28 protein-coding genes and 1 pseudogene are annotated in these 25,088 nt (G+C 62.7%); 17 read left to right on the forward strand and 12 right to left on the reverse strand.

Going from position 1 to position 25,088, the window contains the following annotated elements; translation table 11 throughout:
• The first annotated feature begins 15 nt into the window (after positions 1–15).
• Positions 16–1,317, forward strand: coding sequence for an RsmB/NOP family class I SAM-dependent RNA methyltransferase (locus tag UB31_RS01285; RefSeq protein ID WP_045009522.1), 1,302 nt, complete (start codon positions 16–18; stop codon positions 1,315–1,317).
• 208 nt (positions 1,318–1,525) lie between these two features.
• Here the strand turns inward: UB31_RS01285 and UB31_RS01290 are convergent, their stop codons facing one another.
• The 3 genes from UB31_RS01290 to UB31_RS01300 all read right to left on the reverse strand — a co-directional run bounded on the left by UB31_RS01290 (position 1,526) and on the right by UB31_RS01300 (position 3,666).
• Positions 1,526–1,735, reverse strand: a complete 210-nt coding sequence (locus UB31_RS01290) for a cold-shock protein (protein WP_045000506.1) — start codon at positions 1,733–1,735, stop codon at positions 1,526–1,528.
• Positions 1,736–1,976: 241 nt separating this feature from the next.
• Positions 1,977–2,309, reverse strand: a complete 333-nt coding sequence (locus UB31_RS01295) for a DHCW motif cupin fold protein (RefSeq protein ID WP_045009523.1) — start codon at positions 2,307–2,309, stop codon at positions 1,977–1,979.
• A 70-nt stretch (positions 2,310–2,379) separates the two neighbouring features.
• Positions 2,380–3,666, reverse strand: a complete 1,287-nt coding sequence (locus UB31_RS01300; RefSeq protein WP_082078369.1) for an MFS transporter — start codon at positions 3,664–3,666, stop codon at positions 2,380–2,382.
• Positions 3,667–3,764: 98 nt separating this feature from the next.
• On the opposite strand from UB31_RS01300, the gene UB31_RS01305 reads away from it, so the two are divergent.
• Together UB31_RS01305 and guaA are read left to right on the forward strand one after the other, a co-directional pair.
• Entirely contained in the window at positions 3,765–4,217 is a 453-nt protein-coding gene (locus UB31_RS01305; protein WP_045000502.1) for a winged helix-turn-helix transcriptional regulator, read from the forward strand.
• Between the two features lie 132 nt (positions 4,218–4,349).
• Complete coding sequence (gene guaA / locus UB31_RS01310) at positions 4,350–5,945, forward strand: glutamine-hydrolyzing GMP synthase (RefSeq protein WP_045009524.1); 1,596 nt, start codon at positions 4,350–4,352, stop codon at positions 5,943–5,945.
• 6 nt (positions 5,946–5,951) lie between these two features.
• Here guaA and UB31_RS41115 read toward each other — a convergent pair whose 3' ends face one another.
• Together UB31_RS41115 and UB31_RS01315 are read right to left on the reverse strand one after the other, a co-directional pair.
• Complete coding sequence (locus UB31_RS41115) at positions 5,952–6,890, reverse strand: NHL repeat-containing protein (RefSeq protein WP_156175127.1); 939 nt, start codon at positions 6,888–6,890, stop codon at positions 5,952–5,954.
• A 121-nt stretch (positions 6,891–7,011) separates the two neighbouring features.
• Complete coding sequence (locus UB31_RS01315) at positions 7,012–7,920, reverse strand: TIGR02391 family protein (protein WP_045009525.1); 909 nt, start codon at positions 7,918–7,920, stop codon at positions 7,012–7,014.
• A 394-nt stretch (positions 7,921–8,314) separates the two neighbouring features.
• Between UB31_RS01315 and UB31_RS01320 the strand changes: the two genes are divergently transcribed.
• The 8 genes and pseudogenes from UB31_RS01320 (at position 8,315) to UB31_RS01355 (ending at position 13,020) form a co-directional block, all read left to right on the forward strand.
• Positions 8,315–8,800, forward strand: a complete 486-nt coding sequence (locus UB31_RS01320; RefSeq protein WP_045009526.1) for a hypothetical protein — start codon at positions 8,315–8,317, stop codon at positions 8,798–8,800.
• 107 nt (positions 8,801–8,907) lie between these two features.
• Positions 8,908–9,090, forward strand: a pseudogene (locus tag UB31_RS01325) (GMP synthase (glutamine-hydrolyzing)); the annotation flags it as partial.
• 79 nt (positions 9,091–9,169) lie between these two features.
• Positions 9,170–9,322 (forward strand): integrase, encoded by a 153-nt coding sequence (locus UB31_RS42990; protein WP_045009528.1) that lies wholly within the window; start codon positions 9,170–9,172, stop codon positions 9,320–9,322.
• On the forward strand, positions 9,322–9,705 hold the full coding sequence (locus tag UB31_RS01335) for a hypothetical protein (RefSeq protein WP_045009529.1): 384 nt from the start codon (positions 9,322–9,324) through the stop codon (positions 9,703–9,705). Before UB31_RS42990 ends, UB31_RS01335 begins: the two co-directional genes overlap by 1 nt.
• A gap of 77 nt (positions 9,706–9,782) precedes the next feature.
• Positions 9,783–10,193, forward strand: a complete 411-nt coding sequence (locus UB31_RS01340) for an SMI1/KNR4 family protein (protein WP_045009530.1) — start codon at positions 9,783–9,785, stop codon at positions 10,191–10,193.
• Positions 10,194–10,291: 98 nt separating this feature from the next.
• Positions 10,292–10,591, forward strand: a complete 300-nt coding sequence (locus UB31_RS01345) for a PIN domain-containing protein (protein ID WP_045009531.1) — start codon at positions 10,292–10,294, stop codon at positions 10,589–10,591.
• A gap of 93 nt (positions 10,592–10,684) precedes the next feature.
• On the forward strand, positions 10,685–11,938 hold the full coding sequence (locus UB31_RS01350; RefSeq protein ID WP_045009532.1) for a serine hydrolase domain-containing protein: 1,254 nt from the start codon (positions 10,685–10,687) through the stop codon (positions 11,936–11,938).
• A gap of 203 nt (positions 11,939–12,141) precedes the next feature.
• Positions 12,142–13,020, forward strand: a complete 879-nt coding sequence (locus tag UB31_RS01355) for an AraC family transcriptional regulator (RefSeq protein ID WP_045009533.1) — start codon at positions 12,142–12,144, stop codon at positions 13,018–13,020.
• 24 nt (positions 13,021–13,044) lie between these two features.
• Here the strand turns inward: UB31_RS01355 and UB31_RS01360 are convergent, their stop codons facing one another.
• The gene (locus UB31_RS01360) at positions 13,045–13,959 is read right to left on the reverse strand and encodes a LysR family transcriptional regulator (RefSeq protein ID WP_045009645.1); all 915 of its coding nucleotides are present in this window, start codon (positions 13,957–13,959) and stop codon (positions 13,045–13,047) included.
• A 213-nt stretch (positions 13,960–14,172) separates the two neighbouring features.
• On the opposite strand from UB31_RS01360, the gene UB31_RS01365 reads away from it, so the two are divergent.
• Entirely contained in the window at positions 14,173–14,535 is a 363-nt protein-coding gene (locus UB31_RS01365) for a hypothetical protein (RefSeq protein WP_045009646.1), read from the forward strand.
• The gene (locus UB31_RS01370) at positions 14,535–15,665 is read left to right on the forward strand and encodes an alpha/beta fold hydrolase (RefSeq protein ID WP_245305930.1); all 1,131 of its coding nucleotides are present in this window, start codon (positions 14,535–14,537) and stop codon (positions 15,663–15,665) included. Before UB31_RS01365 ends, UB31_RS01370 begins: the two co-directional genes overlap by 1 nt.
• 15 nt (positions 15,666–15,680) lie before the next feature.
• Here the strand turns inward: UB31_RS01370 and UB31_RS01375 are convergent, their stop codons facing one another.
• Both UB31_RS01375 and UB31_RS01380 read right to left on the reverse strand, forming a co-directional pair.
• Complete coding sequence (locus UB31_RS01375) at positions 15,681–16,190, reverse strand: GFA family protein (RefSeq protein ID WP_045000479.1); 510 nt, start codon at positions 16,188–16,190, stop codon at positions 15,681–15,683.
• 2 nt (positions 16,191–16,192) lie between these two features.
• Complete coding sequence (locus tag UB31_RS01380; RefSeq protein ID WP_045000477.1) at positions 16,193–16,690, reverse strand: peptide deformylase; 498 nt, start codon at positions 16,688–16,690, stop codon at positions 16,193–16,195.
• Positions 16,691–16,766: 76 nt separating this feature from the next.
• Here UB31_RS01380 and UB31_RS01385 point away from each other — a divergent pair, with 76 nt between their 5' ends.
• Together UB31_RS01385 and UB31_RS01390 are read left to right on the forward strand one after the other, a co-directional pair.
• Complete coding sequence (locus UB31_RS01385) at positions 16,767–17,351, forward strand: TetR/AcrR family transcriptional regulator (protein ID WP_045009534.1); 585 nt, start codon at positions 16,767–16,769, stop codon at positions 17,349–17,351.
• A 100-nt stretch (positions 17,352–17,451) separates the two neighbouring features.
• On the forward strand, positions 17,452–18,030 hold the full coding sequence (locus UB31_RS01390; protein WP_045009535.1) for a membrane protein: 579 nt from the start codon (positions 17,452–17,454) through the stop codon (positions 18,028–18,030).
• Positions 18,031–18,047: 17 nt separating this feature from the next.
• On the opposite strand, the gene UB31_RS01395 is transcribed toward UB31_RS01390, so the two are convergent.
• Complete coding sequence (locus tag UB31_RS01395; protein ID WP_045000471.1) at positions 18,048–18,509, reverse strand: cupin domain-containing protein; 462 nt, start codon at positions 18,507–18,509, stop codon at positions 18,048–18,050.
• A 219-nt stretch (positions 18,510–18,728) separates the two neighbouring features.
• On the opposite strand from UB31_RS01395, the gene UB31_RS01400 reads away from it, so the two are divergent.
• Complete coding sequence (locus tag UB31_RS01400; RefSeq protein ID WP_050044710.1) at positions 18,729–22,085, forward strand: DEAD/DEAH box helicase; 3,357 nt, start codon at positions 18,729–18,731, stop codon at positions 22,083–22,085.
• Positions 22,086–22,373: 288 nt separating this feature from the next.
• Entirely contained in the window at positions 22,374–23,594 is a 1,221-nt protein-coding gene (locus UB31_RS01405; RefSeq protein WP_045009536.1) for an MFS transporter, read from the forward strand.
• A 6-nt stretch (positions 23,595–23,600) separates the two neighbouring features.
• On the opposite strand, the gene UB31_RS01410 is transcribed toward UB31_RS01405, so the two are convergent.
• From UB31_RS01410 to UB31_RS01415, 3 genes are all read right to left on the reverse strand, one after another.
• Complete coding sequence (locus UB31_RS01410; protein WP_045009537.1) at positions 23,601–24,479, reverse strand: bifunctional helix-turn-helix transcriptional regulator/GNAT family N-acetyltransferase; 879 nt, start codon at positions 24,477–24,479, stop codon at positions 23,601–23,603.
• A 58-nt stretch (positions 24,480–24,537) separates the two neighbouring features.
• Complete coding sequence (locus UB31_RS42015) at positions 24,538–24,690, reverse strand: hypothetical protein (protein ID WP_197087110.1); 153 nt, start codon at positions 24,688–24,690, stop codon at positions 24,538–24,540.
• Between the two features lie 106 nt (positions 24,691–24,796).
• Positions 24,797–25,009 carry a tautomerase family protein gene (locus UB31_RS01415; RefSeq protein WP_045000465.1) on the reverse strand — a complete coding sequence of 71 codons (213 nt, stop codon included), beginning with the start codon at positions 25,007–25,009 and terminating at the stop codon, positions 24,797–24,799.
• Positions 25,010–25,088: the final 79 nt, after the last annotated feature.

The following is a 25,088-nucleotide window of genomic DNA, read 5'->3' on the forward strand; positions in this document are numbered from 1 at the left end:
ATCTGAAAGATTCAAATGACCCCCGCTGCCCGGCTGTCCGCAGCCATCGAACTGATCGACACCATCGAGAAAGACCGCGTGCCTGCGGCGAAGGCGCTGAAGGAGTGGGGCACCGCGCACCGCTTTGCCGGCTCCGGCGACCGTGCGGCGATCGCCGGCCTGGTCTGGGACGTGCTGCGCCGCTATTCCTCGAGTGCGTTCCTCATGGATGCCGACACTGCACGCGCGCGGCTGATCGGCATGCTCCGCCTCGAGCGCGACATGGACACCGCCACCATGGCCGCGATGTTCGACGGCAGCCGGTTTGCACCCGAGCCGCTGACGGACGCCGAGCAGGCGGCGCTCAGCCATCGCTCCCTGAAAGACGCGCCTGCCGCGATCGCCGGCGACTATCCGGAATGGCTCGATTCCCACCTGGCCAAAGCCTTCGGCGAGGACCGCGTCGCGGAGGCGGTCGCGATGGCGAGCCGGGCCCCGCTGGACCTGCGCGTCAACACGCTAAAATCCAATCGCGACAAGGTGCTGAAGGCGTTGGCTCATCTTCATGCGAAACCGACGCCTTGGTCGGCAAACGGCCTGCGCATCGCGCTTTCGGCCGATGCACGCAACCCCGGCATCCAGGCCGAAGAGGATTTCATCAAGGGCGGCGTTGAAGTGCAGGATGAAGGATCGCAGCTTGCGGCACTCTTCACCGCGGCAAAACCCGGCGAGCAGGTGATTGACCTCTGCGCGGGGGCGGGCGGCAAGACGCTGGCGCTCGCCGCGATGATGCAGGGCAAGGGCCGGCTGATCGCGACCGACAGCGACAAGCGTCAGCTTGTGCCGATTCACGAACGCCTGTCGCGCGCCGGTGTCCACAATGCCGATGTCCGTACGCCCAAGGGCGATACCGATCCGCTTGCCGACATCCGCGCCTCCGCCGACCTCGTCGTCATCGACGCGCCCTGCACGGGAACCGGCACCTGGCGCCGCAACCCCGACGCCAAATGGCGCATGCGCCCGGGTGCTCTGGAGATCCGCCTCAAGGACCAGGCCGAGGTGTTGGACCGCGCCGCGCCGCTGGTGCAGGCGGGCGGCCGCATCGCCTACATCACCTGCTCGGTGCTGCCGGAGGAGAACGGCGAGCAGGTGCGAGCGTTCGTCGGTCGCCATCCCGAATTTTCGGTCGTGCCGCCGGAGCAGATCGCGAGCGTGCTCTGGGACAAGGCCGAAGCGTTTGCGCAGGCCGCGCTTCAGTCGGACGAAGGCTGGCTGATGACCCCGCGCCGCACCGGCACGGATGGGTTTTTCGTGTCGGTGCTGAAGAAGGCTTCGTAGGGTGGGCAAAGGCGCGAAGCGCCGTGCCCACCATCGCCCCGCGATTCCGATAGAAAGTGGTGGGCACGCTTCGCTTTGCTACGGCATCCCACGTGAGGCGGCGCCGTTCCCAAACAAAAACCCCGCCACCGAGATCTCGGTGGCGGGGCTTCTGTAATCCTACGATCTGCCGGTACGTCCGTGGTCAGATCGCGAATTGCGCGGTCAACTAGCCGGCGCGGAGGTTGTCAGCCGAGGACTTGCCGCTGCGGCGGTCCGCGACGATGTCGAACGAAACCTTCTGGCCCTCGTTGAGGGTGCTCAGACCAGCGCGCTCAACGGCGCTGATGTGAACGAAAACGTCCTTGTCGCCGTTGTCCGGCTGGATGAAGCCGAAGCCCTTTTGGTTGTTGAACCACTTCACGGTGCCCATTGCCATAGTCTCATTTCCTTTCAGAGGATGCATTCAGGGGGACATGTGTCCCGATTGGTCGATTTTGGAGAAATACCTGAAACGTGCTCACCCATTGGAAATGAGTCGGAGCGGCCCAGTCGTTCGGCCAAGGATCGATGATCACAATGTAGCGAATTATTGGGGCAAGTTCAAGGCGCCACGCGCTCGTGGCGAGCCCCGCTGGATTTGCTATTTTGCGCTGCAAAAAATGGTGTCGAAAGCCAAATCAATCCACGATAAACAGCGTCGCGCCGACAGCCGTCGAGGAGCGATGCGCGGCATCGCCGAAATCGGAGACCTGGTAGCTCATCCCTGGCGTCAGCTTGAATTTGCGCCCGTCGCGCAGCTCGCTGTCGAGCTCGCCTTGCACCACGTAGATCACGTGGCCGCGGTCGCACCAATGATCGGCGAGATAGCCCGGCGAATACTCGACCATCCGCACCCGGAGATCGCCGATGTTGAGCGTCCGCCACAACGCCTGGCCGGTCTCGCCCGGATGCGTGGTCGCCTCGATCTTGCTCCAGTCGGTGACGGTGAAGGGGGAGGTGGGGAGCTTCATGGTGGTGGTCCTGTGTCCGAGCCGGCGGTGCCGTTGTTAGCGTATGCTTCCGCCGCGGTCCTCATTTTTGCTAGTGCGTCAGTGCACAATCGGCCGGCAGCTGCGTCCTGCTTGCGATGATGACCCAGACCAGCAGGGCGGCGGCGCTGATTCCGGCGCCGAGCATGCAGACGCCGGTCCAGCCGGCCGTCGCATACACCATCGTCGACGCGATCGCGCCGACCGCGCTTCCGATCGAGTAGAACACCATGTAGCCCCCGACCAGCCGGCTCGCCGCATCGGGTCGCGCAGCGACGATCAGGCTCTGGCTCGTCACGTGCACGGCCTGGAGGGCGAAATCCAGCATGATCACGCCGGCAACGACGAACCAGAGCGAGGACTGCAGGCAGGCGATCGGAGCCCAGGCGGCGAGCATCAGCATCAGCGACAGTCCCGTGGTGCGCTGGCCCCATCCGAGATCGGCAAGGCGCCCGGCATGGCGCGCCGCGAGCGCTCCGGCGAATCCGGCGATGCCGAGCAATCCGATCGTGGTGTGCGACAGCGCGAAGGGAGGCGCCGCGAGCGGCAGCACGATCGACGTCCAGAACACGTTGAGATCGGCGAAGATCAGAAACGCAAACAGCGCACGCTCGCGTAGGATCGGCTCATCGACGAACAGCGCCGCCGTCGAGCGCAGCAGCGACAGGTAGGAGGATCCGGCCGGCGCCGATGGCCGGCCGCGCGGCAGCACGCGCAGGAGCAGGGCAGCCATGGCGAGCATGAGGCCGGCCGAGATGAGGTAGACCATGCGCCAGCCGCCGATATCGGCCAGCGCACCCGAGGCGAACCGCGCCAGCAGGATTCCCGCGACGACGCCGCTGGTGACGGTGCCGATGGCGCGTCCGCGCTCGGCCGGCGTCGCCAGCGTCGCGGCAAAGGCGACGAGGACCTGGACGACGACGGCCAGCACGCCCACCAGCGCCATTCCCGCGAGCAGCACGGCTGCGTGCGTCGCCGTGCCGACGATGACGAGACCGATCGCCGACAGCACGGTCTGGCCGACGATCAAGCGGCGGCGATCCCGGAGGTCGCCGAGCGGCACGATCAGGATCAGGCCGAACGCGTAGCCGATCTGGGTGAACGTCACCACCATGCCGATCGCGGCGGGCGCGATGCCGAGATCCTGCGCCATGGCATCGAGCAGCGGCTGCGCGAAGTAGATATTGGCGACGCTCAGGCCGCAGGTCAGCGCGAACAGCAGTGCCATCGCGGAGGAGAGCCCGCGCCCGGCCAAGTCGCCGGCCAAGTCGGCGGCCTTGTTGGTGGTCTTGTCAGCGGTCTTGGGCGGTCGAGCTGTCGCGGTGGCGTCGTTCGTCATTATGGTCTCCGGCGCATCCAAGCTGGTTCTAAAATAAGACCAGTTGCGCTAAGCGCTGTCTAGTCCTATTTTTGAACCAGTCTGGAAGGGAATAGCGAATGAAGCGGAGCGGTTTTGCCGAGGCTGAGTGCCCGGTGGCGCGCGCACTCGATGCCATCGGGGATGTGTGGTCGCTGCTGATCGTGCGCGATGCCTTCGATGGCTTGCGCCGGTTCGGCGATTTTCAGAAGAACCTCGGCATTGCCAAGGGCATGCTCAGTGCGCGTTTGCGCAGGCTGGTGGAACTCGGCGTGCTCGAACCGGTCCCGGCCTCCGATGGCAGCGCCTATCAGGAATATGCGCTGACGAAGAAGGGACGCGACCTGTTTCCGGTCGTCGTCTCCTTGCGCCAATGGGGCGAAGCGAATCTCTACGCCAGGGGCGAAGCGCATTCTGACCTGGTGGACGAGGCAGGCCTGCCGGTCGGGAAGCTCGTGCTTCCGTCGCGGGCCGGCCGGCCGCTGGCATGGTCCGAGACCAGGGTGAGGAAATCAGGCGCGCGCAAGCGCTGATGAAGCCGCCGAGCGGGTACCCAAATTAAGTCAATAATACTTACCTATATTCATTTGTCCATGCCCAAAGAAGAATGTGGGTGCGTGCCCCGCGCGGTTGCGGGAAAAGCCCCCGTCGCGTATCTGCTTGCCATGACAGCAGCACAGAACCGCGAGTCGTCGACGCCCTCATTGGCCTCGGCGCATGACAAGATTCTCATCGTCGATTTCGGCAGCCAGGTGACGCAGCTGATCGCGCGTCGTGTCCGCGAGGACGGCGTCTATTGCGAGATCGTCCCGTTCAACAAGGCCGAAGAGGCCTTCAGGGAGATGAAGCCGAAAGCGGTGATCCTCTCCGGCGGCCCTGAGTCGGTGCACGAAGCAGGCTCGCCCCGCGCACCGCAGCTGATCTTCGCCTCCGGCGTGCCGGTGCTCGGCATCTGCTACGGCCAGATGGTCATGGCGGAGCAGTTAGGGGGCACCGTCGAGGGCGGCCATCACCGCGAATTCGGCCGCGCCGATGTCGAGGTCAAGGCGCCGAGCAAGCTGTTCGAGGACGTCTGGTCGCCGGGCGGCAAGAACCAGGTCTGGATGAGCCATGGCGACCGCATTACCAAGATGCCGCCGGGTTTTTCCGTCGCCGGCACCTCGCCGAACGCGCCGTTCGCGATCATCCAGGACGAGACGCGCAAATATTACGGCCTGATGTTCCACCCCGAAGTGGTGCACACGCCCGACGGCGCAAAACTGATCCGCAATTTCGTGCGCAAGATCGCGGGCCTCTCCGGCGACTGGACCATGCGCGCCTTCCGCGAGGAGGAGATCGCCAAGATCCGCGCGCAAGTCGGCAAGGGGAAGGTGATCTGCGGCCTCTCCGGCGGCGTCGATTCGGCCGTCGCCGCCGTGCTGATCCACGAAGCCGTCGGCGACCAGCTCACCTGCGTGTTCGTCGATCACGGCATGCTGCGTCTTGATGAAGCCAAGACCGTGGTCGATTTGTTTCGCCACCACTACAACATCCCGCTCGTGCACGTGGACGCGTCAAAGCAATTCCTCGGCGAGCTCGAAGGCGTCACCGATCCCGAAAAGAAGCGCAAGACCATCGGCCGCCTCTTCATCGAGGTGTTCGAAGCGGAGGCCAAGAAGATCGGCGGCGCCGATTTCCTTGCGCAAGGCACGCTCTATCCCGACGTGATCGAGAGCGTCTCCTTCACCGGCGGCCCCTCGGTGACGATCAAGTCGCACCACAATGTCGGCGGACTGCCCGAGCGCATGAACATGAAGCTCGTCGAGCCCTTGCGCGAGCTGTTCAAGGACGAGGTGCGCAAGCTCGGCCGCGAGCTCGGCCTGCCCGAAATCTTCGTCGGCCGCCACCCGTTCCCGGGCCCCGGCCTCGCCATCCGCTGCCCCGGCGACATCACCCGCGAAAAACTCGACATCCTGCGCCAGGCCGACGCCGTCTACATCGACCAGATCCGCAAGCACGGCCTCTACGACGACATCTGGCAGGCCTTTGCGGTGCTGCTCCCGGTCAAGACCGTCGGCGTCATGGGCGACGGCCGCACCTACGACTTCGTCGTGGGCCTGCGCGCCGTCACCTCAACCGACGGCATGACCGCGGACTTCTACCAGTTCGACATGAAGTTCTTAGGCGAGACCGCCACGCGCATCATCAACGAGGTGAAGGGCGTGAACCGGGTGGTGTACGACGTGACGAGCAAGCCGCCGGGGACGATTGAGTGGGAGTAGGGGGGATCAATAGATAAGTGAGATCCTATCGCCTCCGAAATCGGAAACATAAATCCGATCGAGGGAATCCAAGGCGATCCCACCTAGTGTTCCGAATGTGCCAGGGAGAAGAGTTGGCGTTCTGGACCCTTTTGGTAAGACGAGCACTCGTCCCGAGTGAAATAGTGCCAAGAATAGAGTGCCTTGATTGTCGATAGTTATATCGGACACGCTGTCAGCTGAGCCATGCGATATCGGTTCGATAAATGTGCCGTCTCCTCTGAATACGTCGATGCATTTGGCTCTGCGGTTGTCGACGTAAATGTTGTCTTGGCTGTCGATAGCTATCGAAGTCGCAAGACTTCGTAGCGAAAATTCAACTTCGGTCCCGTCAGGATCAATCCGGGCTACAGTTCCGGTATCAATTGATCGGCCGAAGATTGTAATGAAGGCTTGGCCCAGGCTATTGGTTGCGATCGATTGTTTTGAACCTATGGACTTTGTGGCCAACAGCGTCCCGCGAGCGTATTTTTTTCCGTCCCATTCAAATCGATGGCAAGCATTCCGCGTGAGGTCGTTTACGTAAAGTCGGTTCTGTGCGTCCACAGCCAAGCGGGTGATAGCATACACTGCTGTGTCGGCCACGGGTAGGCGCAGAACTGTTTCGAATCGACCGCTAGGATCAATTCGGTAAACCTGAGCAGATTGATTGCAGATAAAGAGATTGCCGTCTGTAGAGAATCGAAGTTGTTGCAGTCTGCGCAAACCTTGAAAAAATATGACTGAATCCTGCTTTGGAATGCTTTCTATTGTAACTGTAGCCGTCGCTTCGAAATTATCCAGATGGCAGGAAATTCTGGTTTTGCCGAGTGCCTTCGAAATTAATGTTGGGCCCGATGCATAAGCGATGCTCGTATCTGCAATTGTCCAAGTAACGCGATCGGTTACATCAACTTCACGTCCCATTGGGCCATGGTTTTCCCAAGCGATTGCTCTAAGGGATCTTCGTTCTCCGACCTGGGTGCGGATTGAGTCCGGTCTTATGGAAATGCCTCCAACTAAGTAAGGAGTGCTTTGGCCGACAATTTCAGGCAATGCGATCGTTGCGGAATCCCAAGCCTTCTCTAGCGCCGTTTGTCCCGGAGGGCGATACCCAGTTTTGACCGATGATGGGCGCAGAAAACGGTCCGTGTGTTACGAAGTCTCCGTCTTGATAGCGCCCCTTTAATGTCGGTTGGATGCGGTGAAATTCTGTGCCTGACTCGTTTGCTAGCAACAGCATGCCGACCACGTCTTCTCGTTTCGTCGTCCCGGTTTCGTCTTCAAACAGAGTTAGATCTGTCGCGATTATTCGATACGAATTTTCTCGTTCGGTCGTGAGGAGCCTCGTGTCGCAATGGACGACGTTGCTTGTGTTTTCGCCGGATTTCACGAATAATTCGCCACAAAAGCCCGGCGGCAAAGATATCTCCAGCAGATCGTTTTGCCATCGTCGGACGTTAAAGTTAGTGGTCTCGTTCAAGACTTCGGAGGCTTTATCAAAATTTCGGCCTCTCAGTTCCAACAAAGGGGAATCTGGTGTGCCGAATACGCGCAGTCTCGTGATCGAGGGGAACGTGTTGCGGTCTTTTTTTAGGAGCTCGAGCAGCAGTGTTGCGAACTGCAGATATAGGAGGCATTCACGGTTGGTCCGACACGGAATAAGCGGGGCCTTCTTGTGCCCGCGATCGTTTCGGATGTTTCCTAAAGCACCTGTAAACAGCTGTTTCATCGCCACGCGATCGCGTGCATTAGGGGAGATGTCTATCTTGGGACTCGATCCGTCAAATGCCTCGTCAAGCAAGGCTTGACCGATGCTAGAACTATCAATGCGTTGTTGAATTTCAGCTTCGAGCAAGCGAAACGCGGCGAATATAGCATCGTCAAATTTTCCGGCTTCGGCGATGGCAGCTGAAGCGTCCCAAATTTCTTTGTCGATTCCGGCCCAGAATGACATATTGTTTGTCCGCTTATGCTGGTAGCTCTTCGATATTCCCAAATGCTACCAAATGTAGATATGCGAGCAGTGAAGATGACTCTGCGGGCACAAGAGATCAAGCCGACCAGCAATTCATTGGATGCTTATTGTACCTAGCGACGGACAACAGAACTAATGCGTCTCACGTTGCGACGTCCAACGCCAGATGTATGCGACTGAAATCTCGGCGCAAACGATGGATGTGCACCGCGCTCCCGCATGCTACGACATCCGCATCGCCTTCCAGAGCCAGTAAGTAGGATGGGTAGAGCGCAGCGAAACCCATCGTGGTCGGGTTGATGGGTATCGCTTTGCTCCACCCGTCCTTCGAACTCTGGCAGGCAGGGAATGTCGACAGTAGCGGAGGGGTTGCATGGGTGAGGACGACAAGAAGAAGGAATTCGTTGAGCGGGTACGGCGGCACTTTCAGGAGATCACGCCTCAACTGAATATAGAAATGGCGATGATCGCAGAACTGTCATGGGAAGAGGAGACGAGCTTCCTGCTGATTGAATACGACGCGTCAGAGTTTAGCGATGAATTTTTTGTGGCTCTGTGGCCGATGGATGCCGATGGCGAACCTGTCGACCGGGAGGGGCACTGGTTTCTCAAGGGCCGGACGGTCGTCGTTCCCTCCGAAATTTATGATGATGAGAAATATGAGGCGATCGAACAGGGGGAAACGGCTTCAGAGCTTCTGGAGCAGTGGTTCGCCCAGGCATGGCGTGCCCATGGGCCTAAGGCGCTTCCCGCCTATATCGGCCACCACGACAGCTATTTCAAGATCGATCTGGCCACCAGCGGACAGGTGAATTGGGACGGCATCCTTGCGCAAGCAAAGGCTGGGCTCGCCTCATAGTCTCGCTATTCGTGAGCGCGCAGGATAGGGGAGCCTAAGGGGATTACGGTGCCGGTGTATGAAACTTGCAATGCACGACCCAGGCCCCCATCATGTCCAGGCGCCTGCCTGACAAGCTCGACATCCTGCGTCAGGCCGATGCCGTCTATATCGACCAGATCCGCAAGCACGGTCTCTACGACGACATCAGGCAGGCCTTCGCTGTGCTGCTGCCGGTCAAGACCGTCGGCGTCATGGGCGACGGCCGCACCTACGACTTCGTCGTGGGCCTGCGCGCCGTCTCCTCCACCAGGGCACGTTTTTAGGGGCTCCGTTTCAGTCGGTCATGTACCATGATGGTATCTGGCGGCGAACCGAACGGAGAATACCTTGTTGACCGATACGGGACTTCAGAAGCTCAAGCCTGGCGAGAAGCTTTACAAGCGCGGCGACCGCGACGGCATGTACGTTGCCGTCCTGCTCATCAATAGGCGCAAGCAGATCTGGGAAAGTGGCGACCACACCATCAAGGTGGTGCATTGATGCGCGCCGCGTTGAAAGTGGTGATGGCCGCAATATTTGTGATGCCGGCTGCGGTGGCTCTGGCGAAGTCTCCGGACTGCGCGAGTTGGCCCACCAACATGGCACTCGTGCACCTCAAGAACGCCGGCCTGATTGATATCCCATCAGTGATCGAGGCGCAGACCAGGGCCGTTCGTCTCGCATCCGAAAAGATCGGCAAAGACCTCCACCGGCAGGTTTACGACATCACGTTTTACACCAAGGATGGCAAGACGATCGAGGTCATCACGAACAGCCGAGCATCAAGCGAGGAATGCTCGATGAGCGCCGTCGACGTCTACGTGGTCTCGAAGAAAATCGGCGGGTCGGCAGAGCAGCCATCTGAGGGCACGACTAAAAAGTGATCCGGCTGCACCGAAAGCTCAAGAACTAGGGCGGGATGACGATTGATCCAAATCGGATCGAGCCCTAGCATCGCGTCATGAACGCCGAACAACGAATTGAGAACTTGGAAGCAGCGCTTGGGGCCAGCTTGCCCGTGGCGTATCGCGCCTTCCTGCGGTCACACAGGGAAAAGCCGTCTGGTCCGGTTCAGGTCGTCTCGACCAATCCAGACTACTGGGATGTGAGCTGCATCTTCGAAATCGGCGCCGCTGAAAGTTACCTCCAGGTCGATCATTGTTATGAACTGGTTGGCGACGTCCTTCCCGAAGGGATGTTGCCAGTTGCCGACGACCAGGGTGGTAACCTCTACCTTTTGGATTGCCGCACGGGTCCGAGCACCGGAGCCGTGTATTGGTGGGATCATGAACAGGAGCTTGGCGAGGATCGCGTGGAGTTGGTCGCGACGAGCTTCCCGGAGTTTCTCGCTGTTCTGGTCCCCGATTCGTAGCGCGTAGGATGAGTTGAGCTCTTCGCGAAACCCATCGCGTTCGCAAATGGCGTTGATGGGTATCGCTTCGTTCCACCGATCCTGCGAGCCGCTCGCTCTTGCCGCTCGAGCTCGGATTGAAGCGCCCGGAGTTGCTCGATGTCCTCGACGATCTGGCAGAGTTGCTCACGGTCATTCCCATCGCCGCGTTGGAGCCGGTGCTTGTCCGATGCGAAGAGGCCCTTCGCGACGTCGTGCCGAGCCGCAACGGTTCAATGCGCGACGCCCATGTGCTGGCGCTGGCCTGGAGTGTCGAGGCGGATGTCTGGACCACGGATCGCGACTTTGCGGGAACGGGTGTCGCGACCTGGTCGACGCCGAACCTCATGCGAGGGCTTGCTGACGTCGGCGCGGGGTAGGGATCATCGCGTGGCTCCCCGGCACAAACGCTGGATCTCCACCGCATGCTCCCATGATACGACACCGGCATCGCACCTCCGGAGCCAGCGTTCATGTCCGTCGTTCCCAGCCAACAGCCCGCAACCGCCGCCGAAACCGATCCCGAAACTCTCGGCTGGATGCGCGGCTTCCCGCCATCACCCGACCGCACCATCACCTTCCAGAACGGCTCCTTCCGCAGCTTCCCCGAACTCCGCTGGGCCTGGAGCAACATCCGCCAGCTGGTGCCGACGGTGAACGTCTGGCGCGGGGCGGGATCCGTGTCGTCGCTGCCGCGTGAGGACCATGACATCGGCGCGTCGGCCTCGATCACCATGGACGGCCGGCCCATGACGTTCGCGAAAATGCTGGAGGAGACCTACACCGACGGCATCGCCGTGCTGCATCGGGGCAAGCTGATCTACGAGCGTTACTTTGGTGCGCTGAAACCGCACAAGCCGCATATCGCGATGTCGGTGACGAAATCGTTCACCGGCGTGCTGGCCGGCATTCTGGTCAACGAGGGCAAGATCGATCCGCAGGCGCCCGTCACGGATTATGTGCCGGAGCTGAAGGCGAGCGCGTTTGGTGACGCACGCGTGCGCGAGGTCATGGATATGACCACGGGGCTCGAATACACCGAAGTCTACACCGACAAGAATTCGCACGTGTGGGGCTTGCGTCGCGCCAACGGCATGGCGCCGATTCCGCCTGATTATGATGGCCCGACTAGTATTTTCGATTTCCTCGTCGCGCAGAAGAAGCAGGGCCAGCACGGCAAGGCGTTTTCCTACAAGACCGTCAACACCGACGTGCTCGCCTGGATCTGCCGGCGCGCCAGCGGCATGACATTGTCGGATCTTCTGTCGGAGCGCATCTGGACGCCCATGGGCGCGGAGGAGGACGCGCATTATCACGTCGACCGCATCGGTACCGAAAGCGGCGGCGGTGGTCTCTCGACGACGCTGCGCGATCTCGCCCGCTTCGGCGAAACCATGCGCAATCACGGCCGCTTCAACGGCCGCCAGATCGTGCCGTCATCGGTCGTCGAAGACATCGCGCGCGGTGGCGACCCCGAGAAATTCAAGCCGGCCGGCTACACCACCTTGCCGGGCGCCTCCTACCGCAACCAATGGTGGGTCACGCACAACGCCCACGGCGCCTACATGGCGCGCGGCGTTCATGGCCAGGGCATCTATGTCGATCCCAAGGCCGAGATGGTGATCGCCCGCTACGCCTCGCATCCGGTGGCGGGCAACGCCGCCAACGACCCCGTGACGCTGCCGGCCTACATGGCGCTGGCGAAGCAACTGATGGCCGGCGGGTAAACGCGCTACTTGGCATCCTCGTAGCCCGGATGGAGCGCAGCGTAATCCGGGGCGAACCAACCCCATCGCGTTACTGCCCGTGTGGTGAGAATCCCAGATTGCGCTGCGCTCCATCCGGGCTACGGATGCATTCGAAACCGCAAGATCGGTCGAGCACGTCACAGCCATCCGCACCTAACTGGAGCCGCCACGGAGGAGGGACGATGAAGGCGGCGCTGCAAAACTATCGGGACCGGATGCGACGGGTGCTGGACCATATCGACCGGCATCTCGACACGGATCTGGACCTGGACACGCTGAGCGGTGTAGCGGCCTTCTCAAAATTTCATTTCCACCGGCAGTTCGCGGCGACCTTCGGACTCTCCGTGCATCGCTATGTCCAGCTGGCTCGTATGAAGCGCGCTTCCTACTGGCTTGCCTACAGTGACGCCCAAAGCGTCACGGAGATCGCGATGGATGCCGGTTACGATGCCCCGGACGCCTTCGCCCGCGCCTTTCGGCAACGGTTCGGGCAATCGCCGTCGTCGTTCCGCAACTCTCCCGACTGGGAGCCGTGGCTTGCGGCCTTCGGGCCTCTCGACAACGCGAGGAGCAAGCTCATGAAGACTTTTACCACTGATGACGTGACGATACGCGATGTCCCCCCGACGCGGGTGGCGATCATGGAGCACCGGGGCGATCCGGCGACGCTCGGTGCCACCATCCAGCGGTTCATCGCGTGGCGCAGGGCCGCCGGCCTGCACCCCAGGACAAGTCCGACCTTCAATGTCTGGCGGTCCGAGCGGCGTCCTTCCTCGCCTGCCGCTTACAGCACTGACCTCTGTGTCGGGACCGACCAGCCGATCGAGGCGAACGGCGAAGAGATCAAGGCCAGCGAGATTCCCGGCGGACGCTGCGCGGTGCTGCGCGTCGTCGGCTACACCGACAATCTGGAGCCCGCCGCGCTCTACCTCTATCGCGACTGGCTTCCGGCCAGCGGCGAGGAAGCACGCGACTTCCCGATCTATTGCCAGCGGCTGAGCTTCTTTCCGGAGGTGCCGGAGCACGAGACGGTTGCGGACGTGTTTCTGCCGCTGAAATAGTGCCCTCTGACGGCGGCCTGTCGCTCAGCTGGCCTTACGCGGCGCTTCCCCTTGCTCCAGGGTACGCCGCTCACGGCGGAACGCTTCGGCGATTGCGTTCGACACGGCCTTGATGCGCGCCGCGCGCCGCATGTCCTGGTGCGTGATCAGCCACACCGGGCGTCGGGCCGGCGCCCGGTCGGGCCAGACGCGGACGAGGTCGGGCGCGACATCGCCGAGAAAGCAGACGGCCTCGGCGATGCCGCCGTGGCTCGCCGCGGTGCGCAGCTGGACGAACGGGCTGTCGCAGCGAAGCGCGATCCGCGCGCCTTCAAGCTGCTCGCCCATGAAAAACGGGCCCATCGCGGCCGGCGCGCCGGTAAAGGTGATCAGGTCGTAATCCGCCAAGCCCTGGCCCTGTTTCGGAACGCCCTTGCTCGCCAGATAGCGTTTCGAGGCGTAGAGCGAGAAGGCGATGTCGCCGAGCTTGCGGCAGATCAGGTCCGACGCCTGCGGCCGCGCGAACCTGACGGCAAGGTCGGCCTCGCGCCGCGCAATGTCGAGCGTGCGGACGCCGATGATGAGATCGACCCGCAGCTCCGGATGAGTCTTGCGCAGCGCTGCAATTGCGGGCGCGACCAGCTGATAGGCGAGCGCCTCGGTGGTGGTGACGCGGACCGTGCCCTTCAACAGCGCGTCGTGGCCTGCGACGATGCGTTCGAGATCCGTCGCGGCGCTCTCCATCGCCGCGCATTGGCGCAAAATGGCTTCGCCGGCCGACGTCGTCACGAAGCCGTCCGGGCTCCGGTTCAGAAGGGTCACGCCGAGCTGTTTCTCGAGCAGCGCAATCCGCCGCCCGACCGTGACATGACCGACGCCCAGCGTGCGCGCCGCCGCCGACAGGCTGCCGGCGCGCGACACGGCGAGGAAGAAGCGGATGTCGTCCCACTGCCAGTCCATGCGCGCGCCCCTGTTCATTTCCGAACAACATATGTGAACAAATCGACCATACAAGCCGCCGTCGCAGCTTCTATGTGAACCGGGCGCCGCCAAAGCGGCCGCAAACCGACGTTTCGAACAAGGACGCCCGCCATGATCGCCAACACTGGAACGACGGGCGCTCTGCGCAGCGCTGTCGTCGCACTCACGCTCGCTCTCACAGGAGTTTTGCTCATGACCAATCCGACCGCCGCCCAGACTCAAGTGCCGTCGCCAGCAGTGACTGGTGTGCTCGTCATGCTCACGGTGAAGGCGGGCGTTACCCGCGAACAGGTCATGGCCGTGATGCCGGCTGAAATCCGCGCGACCGTGCAGCTCTATCTCGGTGGCAAAATCCGCGAATGGTATTCGCGCGGCGACGGTCGTGGAGTCGTCCTCTTGCTGAATACGAAGGACGTCGCGGAAGCGGAAGCGATCATGGATGGACTGCCACTCGGCAAGGAGCACCTGATGGATCACGACTACATCCCTGTCGGTCCGCTCCAGCCGCTTGGCCTGCTTTTGGCCAATCCCGCCGCCATGCAGGGAGCCAAGTGATGTCGAGAGAAGTGATGTCGAGAGAGCCGACACTATCCCGGCGCGACATGCTCTGGGCGGCAGGCGCACTCACCGTCGGTGCCGCATTCGCGCAACCGTCAAGCGTCGTCGCGGCCGAACGGGCCGCGGCAAACGCCGAACCGTCCTCCTGGGTGGATCCGGCGATGCCCGAGGTGAGGCATCGCATGATCGAGACCAACGGCATCCGGCTGCACGTGGCCGAGCAGGGTGAAGGTCCGCTCGTCATTCTCTGCCATGGGTTTCCCGAGTGCTGGTATTCCTGGCGGCATCAGCTTGGGGCACTTGCGAAGGCCGGATACCGTGCGGTAGCGCCGGACCTGCGCGGCTATGGCCGCAGCGACCGTCCGGAGGAGGTGGAGAAGTACACGATCCTCCACGACATCGGCGACATCGTCGGTCTTGTCGATGTCCTGGGCGCGAAACAGGCGGTGATCGCCGGCCACGACATCGGGGCGGCCATCGCGTGGCAGGCCGCGCTGTTGCGGCCCGATCGCTTCAGCGCCGTGATTGCCATGAGCCCGCCATTCCGGCCGCGCGCATTCGGCGACAGCGCGGCGCCGCCGACCACGCTGATGCCGCGCAATGAGGATGCGGTGTTCTATCAGCTCTTCCTTCAGACGCCGGAGGCCGAAGCCGGAATGGGCCGCGATCTTCGCCGCACATTCCGCTCCCAGCTCTACCTGCAATCCGGCGACAGGCCGGCGTTGGCGGCCGGCGGATTTGCGGCGGGCATGGTGCCGCGAAAGGGGAACGTGCTGGCCGATCCGCCGTCGCTGCCGCCCTGGATCACGGAGGCCGACGTCGATGTCTATGTCGAGGCCTATGCGCGGAGCGGATTCCACGGACCGCTCGCCTGGTGGCGCAATGTCGACCGCGGTTGGGAGCTGATGGCCGCCTTCAACGGGGCGAAGGTCACCGTGCCCGCGCTCTATCTCGTCGGCGACCGCGATTTCGTCGCCGCCGCGTTTCGCGAGGACATCGCGAAGCAGACTGCATTCGTTCCAAAACTTCGGCCCCCGGTCGTGTTGCGCGACTGCGGACACTGGACCCAGCAGGAACGCGCGCCCGAGGTCAACACCGCCATGATCGATTTCCTGCGGAGCGTGTAGCGGGCGCGGGCCGTCCTATCGTCCAAGCGCCATCGCGATCCGCGCCGCGAGTAGCTTGACGATGAGGCCCGAAGGAAAGCTCCGCGAACTCGGAACGTCGTCGGGGAGGACGACGCCGTCCGGCTTGGATTTTGTGCAAATCCGGTACTGGAGCGGCGGCAGCTCTCCGTGCAAGCGCGCACGGTAGGCCGAGACCCAGTGCGGGCCTCGGTCGAAATTCACAAACATCGCCGAGTTGCAGCAGGTCGCGACAACCCGGTTTGTCGGCGAAGTGTCCTTGAGCTTGTAGGGCTTCAGCAGCTCGGCCCCCTCCGAGCATTCGAACCGGTCTTTCCGATAGAGGCTGTAGGCGGTCCCGCTATCGGGATCGCGCACAGCGCTGGCGTTGGGCAAAGCTTCGATCTGCGCCGCCCCCTTACGGCAGTCGCCGCAATAACAGACCGCACTGACGATCGGTGCGCCGAACGCCTTGAGTTGGACGCGGCCGCAGGCGCATGTCGCGGTCATGATGGGAGCGTGCGTCATTTTCAATCCCGCGCCATTTTCTCGAACTTCTTCACCAGCCGCTCCCGCTTCAGCCGCGACAGCCGCTGGATCCAGAACATACCATCGAGCTGATCGATCTCGTGCTGATGACAGACGGCGCGCAAGCCGTCTGATTCCTCAGTGTGCGCGTTGCCGTCGAGATCCTGATAGCTGATCCGCACGCGGGCGTGGCGCTGCACCTCGTCGGTGACCCCAGGCATCGAGACGCTGCCTTCGCGGTGCATGATCAATTCGGGCGAGGCCCATTCGATTTCCGGATTGACGTAGGTCCGCGCGCCATCCTTGGCGTCGAGTTCGAGCACCACGACACGCAAGGGCACGCCGATATGCGGCGCGGTGATGCCGATGCCGGGCGCGGCGCGCATCGTCTCGAGCAGGTCCGCTGCGAGCTCACGCAAGGCGTCGTCGAATGCGGTGGCGGGGCGAGCGGGGACCGAGAGGCGGCGGTCAGGATACCGGAGGAGGGGACGAATGGTCATGCAACCTCCTACCACTCACGGATGGTTGAAGCATCCCGTTCTTGACGCCCTACCAACTGGAAGGTAGTTAACGTGCATGACCAACGTTTCCTCGACCGCCGACGATATTCTCGCCTGCGCTCGCACCCTGATCATTGCGGGCGGCTATAACGGCTTCAGCTATGCTGACGTGGCCGAAGTCGTCGGCATACGCAAGCCGAGCATCCACCACCATTTCGCCAGCAAGGTCGATCTGGTCCGCACCCTCGTGTCGCGATATCGCGAGGACGCGGAGGCGGGACTTGCAGCGCTCGAGCGCAATATCCCTGATGCGCGCGACCAGCTCAAAAGCTATGTCGGGTATTGGGAGGCGTGCATCTCCGACGCGACGGCTCCTTTCTGTGTCTGTGCGCTGCTGGCCAGCGAGCTTCCGATCCTGCCGGAGGAGGTGGCGCTTGAGGTCCGCGCGCACTTCCGCTCGCTTGCGTCGTGGCTGACCTCGGTGATGGAGCGCGGCAAGCGGAAGGGTCGGCTCAAGCTCTCCGGCACAGCCCGGGTCGAGGCTGAAGGATTCATGGCGACCGTTCACGGCGCGATGCTGTCGGCGCGCGCGTATGGCGATCCAAAAATGTTCGGTGTGATCACCGCACCGCTGCTGGATCGGCTGTCCACCAAGCACTGAGAGACGTCGGCGAGACGACATCGACACCCCGGAGGAAAGCCGGGGTGAAGGCGGTCTCGCTGCGCGCAAAACTACCAACTAGTAGGTCAAGGAGACTATCATGGCGCATGATCAATTGAACCTCGTTCGTGCCGATCGAGAGCGTTGGCTGAAATCCTACTACTTCATCCGGGCGGCGTTCTCGGTTGCCTGGGTCGTCGCTGCGTTTGTGCTCGCGCCATCTTCTGCGGCGATCGCCGGCGCCTTGCTCGTGCTCTATCCGGCATGGGACGCCGCGGCCAATCTCGTGGACGCATTGCGCAGCGGTGGGCTCAATCAAAACCGCACGCAGGCTCTGAATGTTCTGGTCAGCCTGGCGACGGCCGTCACGGTCATTGTCGCCTTGCAGACGAGCATGAATTGGGTGCTCGGTGTCTTCGGTGCGTGGGCGATCCTGTCCGGATTGCTCCAGCTCGGAACGGCAATCCGGCGCTGGAAAAGTTTTGGCGCGCAATGGGCCATGGTGCTCAGCGGTGGTCAGTCCGCACTCGCAGGCGGGTTCTTCATCGTCCAGGCTGCGACGCCTGCGGTTCCGTCGATCGCCAATGTCGCGGGCTATGCTGGCGTTGGCGCGCTCTACTTCCTGGTCTCGGCGGTCTGGCTTACCGTCAGCGAGTGGCGCCAGCGCGCCAGGACGTAGCGCTGCGTCGCTTCCGGTCACGCGTCTGGATAGGGCGTGCCGTCTTTGTGCACGAACCTTCCGTCCGAATTTGCGCTCATCATGTCGATGTCCGAGCAGGTCGTGAGGTCGTCGGGCGAGCGCGAGCCGATCTCGAGATAGACGGCTACCGCGTCCGACCGGTTGATCATGTGATGGCCGTTGCCGCTGCCTTTCGGGAAGGCGGCGCAATCGCCTGCGCGCAGTACGGTTTCGGCGTCTTCCTCGATCAGCACCACCTCGCCTTCGAGTAGGTAGACGAACTCGTCCTCGTGCGAATGCCAGTGGCGCTGGCTCGACCAGTTGCCCGGCGGCAGACGCATGAGATTGACGCCAAAATCGGAAAGGCCTCCGGCATTGCCGAGCCGCTTGCGGATGCGATCGGCGCAAGGAGTATTAAAGGGGGCGGGATAGCCGGAGCCCATCCGGGCCGGCACGGCAACGATCTCGATTTTTGGCATGGGAGTATTCCGTTCGTTCGCAGTCGAGGCGAAGGCGCATCTTGTTGGCTTGGAGCATCGACGTCTGGACCACGAACCGCTATTTTCCTGGAACCGGCGTGGGAACTTGGCGGCGTCCGATCTCATACGGGGCTTTGCCGAAATCTGGCCATTGGCAGCGCGCCAGCATCGGCGGCGCGTTCGAAGACTACAACGCTCTGGTCGAAACGGCTATGCTGCATGCCGATAATCTGGGTCGCGGAATCGCTGCAAGTGCTGTCGGACGTTCTCAAACGAAAAGACATCTATAGTTACTTCAGCCGATCGGCGATGGAGAAGGCGCACGTCTATCAGGCGCAGGACCGCGTCTCGGCGGTGGATGTCAGCGACGACCTGACCCGCGTCACCTCCCGGGTGCGAGGCAGCGAGTCCAGGAATTATCGCGTCGACATCCAGTTGGAGTTCGACGGCGGCAGGCTCACCGACATTGAAGGCGATTGCAGTTGTCCGATGGCCCTCAACTGCAAGCATGTCGCCGCGACCCTGCTTGAAGCGCTGAGCGACAAAGAGCCGTCGAAGCTGCCGCCCGCGCCACCCCCACAGGCAGACAAGCCTGCCAAGGTGCAAGCGCCGTCGGCTCCCCCGGTCCTGGGCCTTGAGGTCAACACCTGGATCGACACGGTCGGCCGTGCGGCACGGAGCAGCGATTATGCCGCGGAAGAGAGCCCGCGGTTGCTGTACTGCCTGGTGCCGTCGAGCGACCCGATGCCTTATCTCACGGTGTCCCTGCGATCGGTCCAGCCGCGCAAGGGCGGGGCGTATGCCGACAACTACAACAGTCCGAGCCCCTACGAGTTCAAGCCGGAGCGAGCACCGAAATATTTTCTCGATGTCGATGTCGACATCATGACGGCGGTGAAGGCTCGCATCCGCGGCTATTCCGACCAGGGGCCGCACACGGAAGAGGTGTTGCGCCGCATCGTTGCGACCGGCCGCGCATTCTGGCGCGACCACAAGCGGGCGCCGCTGAGCTGGGGCGAAGCGCGCGAAGGCAGGATCGAATGGCGCCCGGGGCGCGGCAAGGGCGTTGCACCGAACCTCGTCGTCTCGGGGGCGGTCGCGTTGAATGCTGAACCGCCGGTGTATGTCGACGAAGCCACCGGTGTGATCGGGCCGGTGCAACTTGGCTTGCCGCCTCGGCTCGCCTCCCAGTTCCTGGCTGCACCCTCCATTCCCCGCGCGCAGCTCGAAGAGGTGTCGCGCCGCCTGAGCCAGAAGCTGCCCGAGCTTCACCACGGTCTGCTGCCGGTGCCGCCAACGGCTGCGGTGCTCATCGACGAGGATCCGCGTCCCGTTCTGCGGCTGAAGCTCGGACATGTCGGCGCAAGCTATTATTACTATAACAACAAGAGCGAACGGCCCGGTCCCGCCGGCGTGGCCAGCCTCGGTTTTCGCTACGGTGGGTTCGACATCGATCCAACCCAGAGAGCGAGCCGGCTGGAGCTGTTTCAAGGCGGGCAGGTCTATGCGATCGCACGCCGCCTGGCTAAGGAGAGGCAGGCACGCAAGCGCCTTGCCGACGCGGGTTTCGCCGATGCACGGTCGGTGCATCGGATGCTCGACTTTCGCCATGCCATGGATCTGACGCTGAGCAACCAGCAGGGCTGGTTCGATTTTCTCGCGCTGCACGCCGGGCAATTGCGGTCGGAGGGGTTCGAGATCCTGATCGACCACGATTTTCCGTTCAATCTGGCGGAGTCATCAGGTGATTTCGATGCGGTGCTGGAGTCCAGCGGCATCGACTGGTTCGAATTGTCGCTCGGCATCGAGATCGAAGGCGAGCGACGCGATCTCGCGCCGCTCTTGGCCGCGCTGGTTTCGACACCCGGCTTCAGCCCCGAATTGCTGACGCAGCTCGCGGACAAGGGCGAGCGTTTCCTTCTGCCGCTAGCCGACGGCCGGCACGTTGCGCTGGCTGCCGATCGCTTCCTGCCGCTCGTGCTGGCGCTGCATGGCCTGCACATGAGCGGCGCTTTCGAGGACGCCTCCAGGAAGATCAGACTGTCGCGCGCGGACCTCGTTCCGCTGCTCGGCGTAGAGAACGAGAGCTTCGCCTTTCAGGGAGCCGACAGTCTTCGCCGCCTCGCAGGCCTGCTTCAGGCGCGAGGGTTGACCGCGCCGGAACTGCCGCCGACCTTTCGCGCCACGCTTCGGCCTTATCAGGCGCAGGGTGTGGCATGGCTCGATCTGCTCCGCGAGAGCGGGTTGGGCGGGATCCTCGCCGACGACATGGGGCTGGGCAAGACGGTCCAGATCCTGGCCTTGATCGCGCTGGAGAAAGCGCGAGGTCACCTGGCCAATCCCGTGCTGGTCGTCGCGCCGACCAGCCTGATGACGAATTGGTCCGCCGAGGCGCAGAAGTTCGCGCCGGAGCTGAAGGTGCTGGTCCTGCACGGCGCAGATCGCAAGCACAAGTTTCCTGCCATCGCAGAGCACGATCTGGTCCTGACCACCTATCCGCTGATCGCGCGGGACCGCGAAATTCTGCTGGCGCGGGAGTGGCAAATGGCCGTGCTGGACGAGGCGCAGACGGTCAAGAATCCCGATGCCGCCACCACGCGATGGCTGCGCGAGACGAAGGCACTGCATCGCTTCTGTCTCACGGGCACGCCGATGGAAAATCACCTCGGCGAACTCTGGTCGATCATGAGCTTCGTCAACCCGGGCTATCTCGGCGACAAGGCCGCCTTTTCGCGCCAGTGGCGCACGCCGATCGAAAAGCGGGCCGATAAGGAGCGGACCGCGGCCCTGGCGCAGCGCGTCAAGCCATTTTTGTTGCGACGTACCAAGACGGAGGTGGCGACCGAACTGCCCGCCAAGAGCGAAATGGTGGAGAGCATCGCGCTGGAAGGGCCGCAACGCGATCTCTACGATTCGATACGGCTCACGATGTCGCGCAAGGTTCGGGAGGCCATCGCAAAGCGTGGCCTTGCCAAGAGTCATATCGTGGTGCTCGAAGCCCTGCTTCGGATGCGGCAGGCCTGTTGCGATCCGGCCTTGCTGAAACTGAACGACGGCGTCGAACGGCCGTCGGCCAAGCTCGATCGCCTGATCGACATGGTGGGGGAGCTGCTGAGCGAGGGACGCAAGATCATCATCTTCTCGCAATTCACCTCCATGCTCGATCTGATCAGGACGCGCCTCGACACCGGAGGCTTGCGCTACAGCATTCTCACCGGTCAAACCAAGGACCGAAAGACGGCGATTGAAGCCTTTCAGGACGGCGCGGCTGAAATCTTCCTGGTCAGCCTGAAGGCAGGTGGTGTAGGCCTCAATCTGACCGCCGCCGATACCGTCATCATTTTCGATCCCTGGTGGAATCCCGCTGTCGAGGAACAGGCGATCGATCGGGCCTATCGGATCGGACAGGACAAGGCCGTCTTCGTTTACAGGTTAGTGGCCGCCGGAACGATCGAAGAAAAGATGGACGAACTCAAAGCCAGAAAGCGCGCGCTCGCCGACGGCCTGTTCGACCGTGACGGCGGGATCGCGTCGGCCCTCACGGAGGGCGATGTGAACGCGTTGTTCGACGCGTAGCCAGGCGCAGAGTGGCACGCGCTTCGGGATGATGCGATCGAGGTCTGCGGGATGATGACATATTGCCCGTGTTTTGCCCGACGAGTCAAATCGCTTTCTGGCATTGTGAGCCGCTCGTAAGTCATTGATCCGGCAGCGGCCGGCTACTGTGCATGGGGTTGTTTTCGACGTTTTCGACGTTTTTGATGTGGAAGCACCATATTCGCAGGGCACGAATAATCACGCTATCCTGTCGGCCCCGGCCGTTCCCATTCGTCTTCCACCAGACAGACCTGACGGGAGACCAAAATGACCGCTTCCTCTTATCGCTGGGTGATCGTCGCCGCCGGCGGCCTGCTCGGCTGCGTCGCGATCGGCGGCATGTTTTCGCTGCCGGTATTCCTGCAGCCGATCGCAAAGGATACCGGCTGGTCGGTGACCGGCATCTCCAGCGCGATGACGATCGGCTTTCTCGCGATGGCCTTCACCAGCATGGCCTGGGGCACGCTGACCGACCGGTTCGGGCCGCTGCCGGTGGTGCTGACGGGATCGACGGTGCTGTCGCTGAGCCTGTTCGCGGCGAGCCATGCGACCTCGCTGATTGCGTTCCAGTTCATCTTCGGTCTGCTGGTGGGCGCCTCCTGCGCCGCGATCTTCGCGCCGATGATGGCGACCGTGACCGGCTGGTTCGACACCCATCGCAGCCTGGCTGTGTCGCTGGTGTCGGCCGGCATGGGTGTGGCGCCGATGACGATGGCGCCGCTTGCGGCGTGGCTCGTCTCCAACCATGATTGGCGCACCGCGATGCAGATCGTGGCGCTGGTGGTCGGCGCCATCATGATCCCGGTGGCGCTCCTGGTGCGCCGTCCGCCGGCACTGGCGCATCCGCCGGTCGCGCCGTCAGGTGAGAGGGCTGCGCAGGCCGAGATGTCGATGGGCGAGGCGTTGCGCTCGCCGCAATTCATCATCCTGCTCGCCACCAATTTCTTCTGCTGCGCCACCCATTCCGGCCCGATCATCCACACCGTCAGCTATGCCGTGAGCTGCGGCATCCCGCTGATCGCTGCAGTGACGATCTACAGCGTCGAGGGCCTTGCGGGCCTCGGCGGACGCGTCGCCTTCGGCCTGATGGGCGATCGCTTCGGCGCCAAGCGCGTACTGGTCTCGGGGCTGCTGTTGCAGGCCTTCGGTGCGCTCGCTTACGTCTTCGCCCATCAGCTCGCAACGTTCTATACGGTCGCCGCCGTCTTCGGCTTCATCTATGCCGGCACCATGCCGCTCTATGCCGTGCTCATTCGCGAAAACTTTCCGCTACGGATGATGGGCACGATGATCGGCGGCACCGCGATGGCCGGCAGTCTCGGCATGGCCACGGGCCCGCTTGCCGGCGGCCTGATCTACGATGCGTTCTCGAGCTACGCCTGGCTCTATATCGGTTCCTGGGCGATGGGCCTCGGTGCGTTCCTGATGGCGATGAATTTCCGCCCGTTTGCGAAGCCGCAAGGCGAGGCGGCGCCGGTGACGGCGTGACGAGGTCTATGACTGGATGCGCTTCTCGAAAAACAGGTCCGGGTAGGGATCGTCATTGAAGCGCGGGATCTCGCGCCAGCCGGTGCTGCGGTAGAGCTGGCCGGCCTCTGGCAGCGCGCTGTTGGTGTCGAGCCGCAACAGCTTGATGCCGAGCTCGCGCGCCGCGCGCTCAGTCGCGTCCATCAGGCGCCGGCCGAGCCCCAATCCGCGCGCTGATGGGGCGACCCACAGCCGCTTGATCTCGGCATAGCCGTGATCGGTTCCCTTCAGCCCGACGCAGCCAAGTGGCAGCGTATCCGACATCGCGACGATGAACGTTCCGCGTGGCGGGCGCATGTCCTTGGCATCGGGGTCGCGCGACAGCGAGACGTCAAACCCCTGCTGGAAGCGGCGGCCGAGCTCGGCATAGTACTCGCCGAGGCAGTAGCGCGACTCGTCGCCCTGCGGATCCATCTCATCGAGCGCGATGCGCTCGCGTGTCAGCGCGGAGGCAATCAGGTCCATCGCCGCAAGCAGCGCCTCGCGCTGCGAATGGCGGGCGAGGAAGCCCTCCGCTTGCGTGTTCGACATGGTCTCGTAGGCGGCGAACTCACGCCGGCCCGCGCGCGAAAGCCGGGCGACACGGCGCCGTGCGTCATCCTCATGCGACGTGGTTTCGATCAGACCTTCGTCCTCGAGACTTCGCAAAAGCCGGCTCATCAGCCCGGAATCGAGGCCGAGATAGTCGCGGATCTCGGCCACATCGGTGCGCCCATGCCCGATCGCATTGAGCACGCGTGCCGCCCCAAGCGGCCGGCCGCGTCCGAGGAACGAAGTATCGAGCGCGCCGACGGCAGAAGTCACGGCACGGTTGAAGCGGCGGACGCGCGAGACGGGGTCGAGCATTTAGCTGACTTTAGTCAGATATATACTCCAGTCAATGGCGCCGAGCTTGCCGGCCGTCCTAATCGCAGACGGCGCGCGGAATCATCCAGGTCGCAAAGGTCTGCCAGATTCCGTTCTCGCTGCGGCGCTGGTAGGTGACGAAGTCGACGCCGTCGCCGTGAACGAACTCGTAGCGATGGGTTTTCGTGGAAGCGTTGCTGGACTTGCTCATGGAAATCTCCATCTCCAATGGACTTTCCTTTGAGGTAGTTGCGGTGCAGCAGTGCTCCAATGGGAGGATGGAAATCATCCAATCACGTTGTGGCGAGGGACGCGCGTCAGTCTTTCGCCCGATAAGCCTCGGGGATCACGAACACTTCATCGGCGCGGCCGTAGCCGCCGTCGGGCACCTCTTCGATCAGCACCATCGTGTGCGGGCGCGCCGCTTCGCTGAAATAGTCGACGAACATCGCGGTGATCCGATGCACGATCTCCGCCTTCTGCGCTCTCGACAGTGCGGCCTGCGGGACCTTGATGTTGGCGAACGGCATGGTTGCGTCTCCGTGAAACCGGCCGCCGGTCGTTCCGTGCGACATGCACAGGGAATAGCCGATCACCCGGCACGGATAA

It is taken from the genome of Bradyrhizobium sp. LTSP849 (assembly GCF_000938255.1).
In the GTDB taxonomy this organism is placed as follows: Bacteria; Pseudomonadota; Alphaproteobacteria; order Rhizobiales; family Xanthobacteraceae; genus Bradyrhizobium.

What these genes read in the sequence shown, in the direction of transcription:
- UB31_RS01385 (WP_045009534.1), top strand. Translation starts at nt 16,767, where the DNA reads ATGACCAACGTTTCCTCGACCGCCGACGATATTCTCGCCTGCGCTCGC.
- UB31_RS01340 (WP_045009530.1), top strand. Translation starts at nt 9,783, where the DNA reads ATGAACGCCGAACAACGAATTGAGAACTTGGAAGCAGCGCTTGGGGCC.
- UB31_RS01375 (WP_045000479.1), bottom strand. Translation starts at nt 16,190, where the DNA reads ATGACGCACGCTCCCATCATGACCGCGACATGCGCCTGCGGCCGCGTC.
- UB31_RS01315 (WP_045009525.1), bottom strand. Translation starts at nt 7,920, where the DNA reads ATGTCATTCTGGGCCGGAATCGACAAAGAAATTTGGGACGCTTCAGCT.
- UB31_RS01405 (WP_045009536.1), top strand. Translation starts at nt 22,374, where the DNA reads ATGACCGCTTCCTCTTATCGCTGGGTGATCGTCGCCGCCGGCGGCCTG.
- UB31_RS01410 (WP_045009537.1), bottom strand. Translation starts at nt 24,479, where the DNA reads ATGCTCGACCCCGTCTCGCGCGTCCGCCGCTTCAACCGTGCCGTGACT.
- UB31_RS01395 (WP_045000471.1), bottom strand. Translation starts at nt 18,509, where the DNA reads ATGCCAAAAATCGAGATCGTTGCCGTGCCGGCCCGGATGGGCTCCGGC.
- UB31_RS01295 (WP_045009523.1), bottom strand. Translation starts at nt 2,309, where the DNA reads ATGAAGCTCCCCACCTCCCCCTTCACCGTCACCGACTGGAGCAAGATC.
- UB31_RS01335 (WP_045009529.1), top strand. Translation starts at nt 9,322, where the DNA reads ATGCGCGCCGCGTTGAAAGTGGTGATGGCCGCAATATTTGTGATGCCG.
- UB31_RS01365 (WP_045009646.1), top strand. Translation starts at nt 14,173, where the DNA reads ATGACCAATCCGACCGCCGCCCAGACTCAAGTGCCGTCGCCAGCAGTG.
- UB31_RS01360 (WP_045009645.1), bottom strand. Translation starts at nt 13,959, where the DNA reads ATGGACTGGCAGTGGGACGACATCCGCTTCTTCCTCGCCGTGTCGCGC.
- UB31_RS01355 (WP_045009533.1), top strand. Translation starts at nt 12,142, where the DNA reads ATGAAGGCGGCGCTGCAAAACTATCGGGACCGGATGCGACGGGTGCTG.
- UB31_RS01290 (WP_045000506.1), bottom strand. Translation starts at nt 1,735, where the DNA reads ATGGCAATGGGCACCGTGAAGTGGTTCAACAACCAAAAGGGCTTCGGC.
- UB31_RS01350 (WP_045009532.1), top strand. Translation starts at nt 10,685, where the DNA reads ATGTCCGTCGTTCCCAGCCAACAGCCCGCAACCGCCGCCGAAACCGAT.
- UB31_RS01285 (WP_045009522.1), top strand. Translation starts at nt 16, where the DNA reads ATGACCCCCGCTGCCCGGCTGTCCGCAGCCATCGAACTGATCGACACC.
- UB31_RS01380 (WP_045000477.1), bottom strand. Translation starts at nt 16,690, where the DNA reads ATGACCATTCGTCCCCTCCTCCGGTATCCTGACCGCCGCCTCTCGGTC.
- UB31_RS01300 (WP_082078369.1), bottom strand. Translation starts at nt 3,666, where the DNA reads ATGACGAACGACGCCACCGCGACAGCTCGACCGCCCAAGACCGCTGAC.
- guaA (WP_045009524.1), top strand. Translation starts at nt 4,350, where the DNA reads ATGACAGCAGCACAGAACCGCGAGTCGTCGACGCCCTCATTGGCCTCG.
- UB31_RS41115 (WP_156175127.1), bottom strand. Translation starts at nt 6,890, where the DNA reads ATGGGACGTGAAGTTGATGTAACCGATCGCGTTACTTGGACAATTGCA.
- UB31_RS01370 (WP_245305930.1), top strand. Translation starts at nt 14,535, where the DNA reads ATGTCGAGAGAAGTGATGTCGAGAGAGCCGACACTATCCCGGCGCGAC.
- UB31_RS42015 (WP_197087110.1), bottom strand. Translation starts at nt 24,690, where the DNA reads ATGAGCAAGTCCAGCAACGCTTCCACGAAAACCCATCGCTACGAGTTC.
- UB31_RS01400 (WP_050044710.1), top strand. Translation starts at nt 18,729, where the DNA reads ATGCCGATAATCTGGGTCGCGGAATCGCTGCAAGTGCTGTCGGACGTT.
- UB31_RS01305 (WP_045000502.1), top strand. Translation starts at nt 3,765, where the DNA reads ATGAAGCGGAGCGGTTTTGCCGAGGCTGAGTGCCCGGTGGCGCGCGCA.
- UB31_RS01320 (WP_045009526.1), top strand. Translation starts at nt 8,315, where the DNA reads ATGGGTGAGGACGACAAGAAGAAGGAATTCGTTGAGCGGGTACGGCGG.
- UB31_RS01390 (WP_045009535.1), top strand. Translation starts at nt 17,452, where the DNA reads ATGGCGCATGATCAATTGAACCTCGTTCGTGCCGATCGAGAGCGTTGG.
- UB31_RS01415 (WP_045000465.1), bottom strand. Translation starts at nt 25,009, where the DNA reads ATGCCGTTCGCCAACATCAAGGTCCCGCAGGCCGCACTGTCGAGAGCG.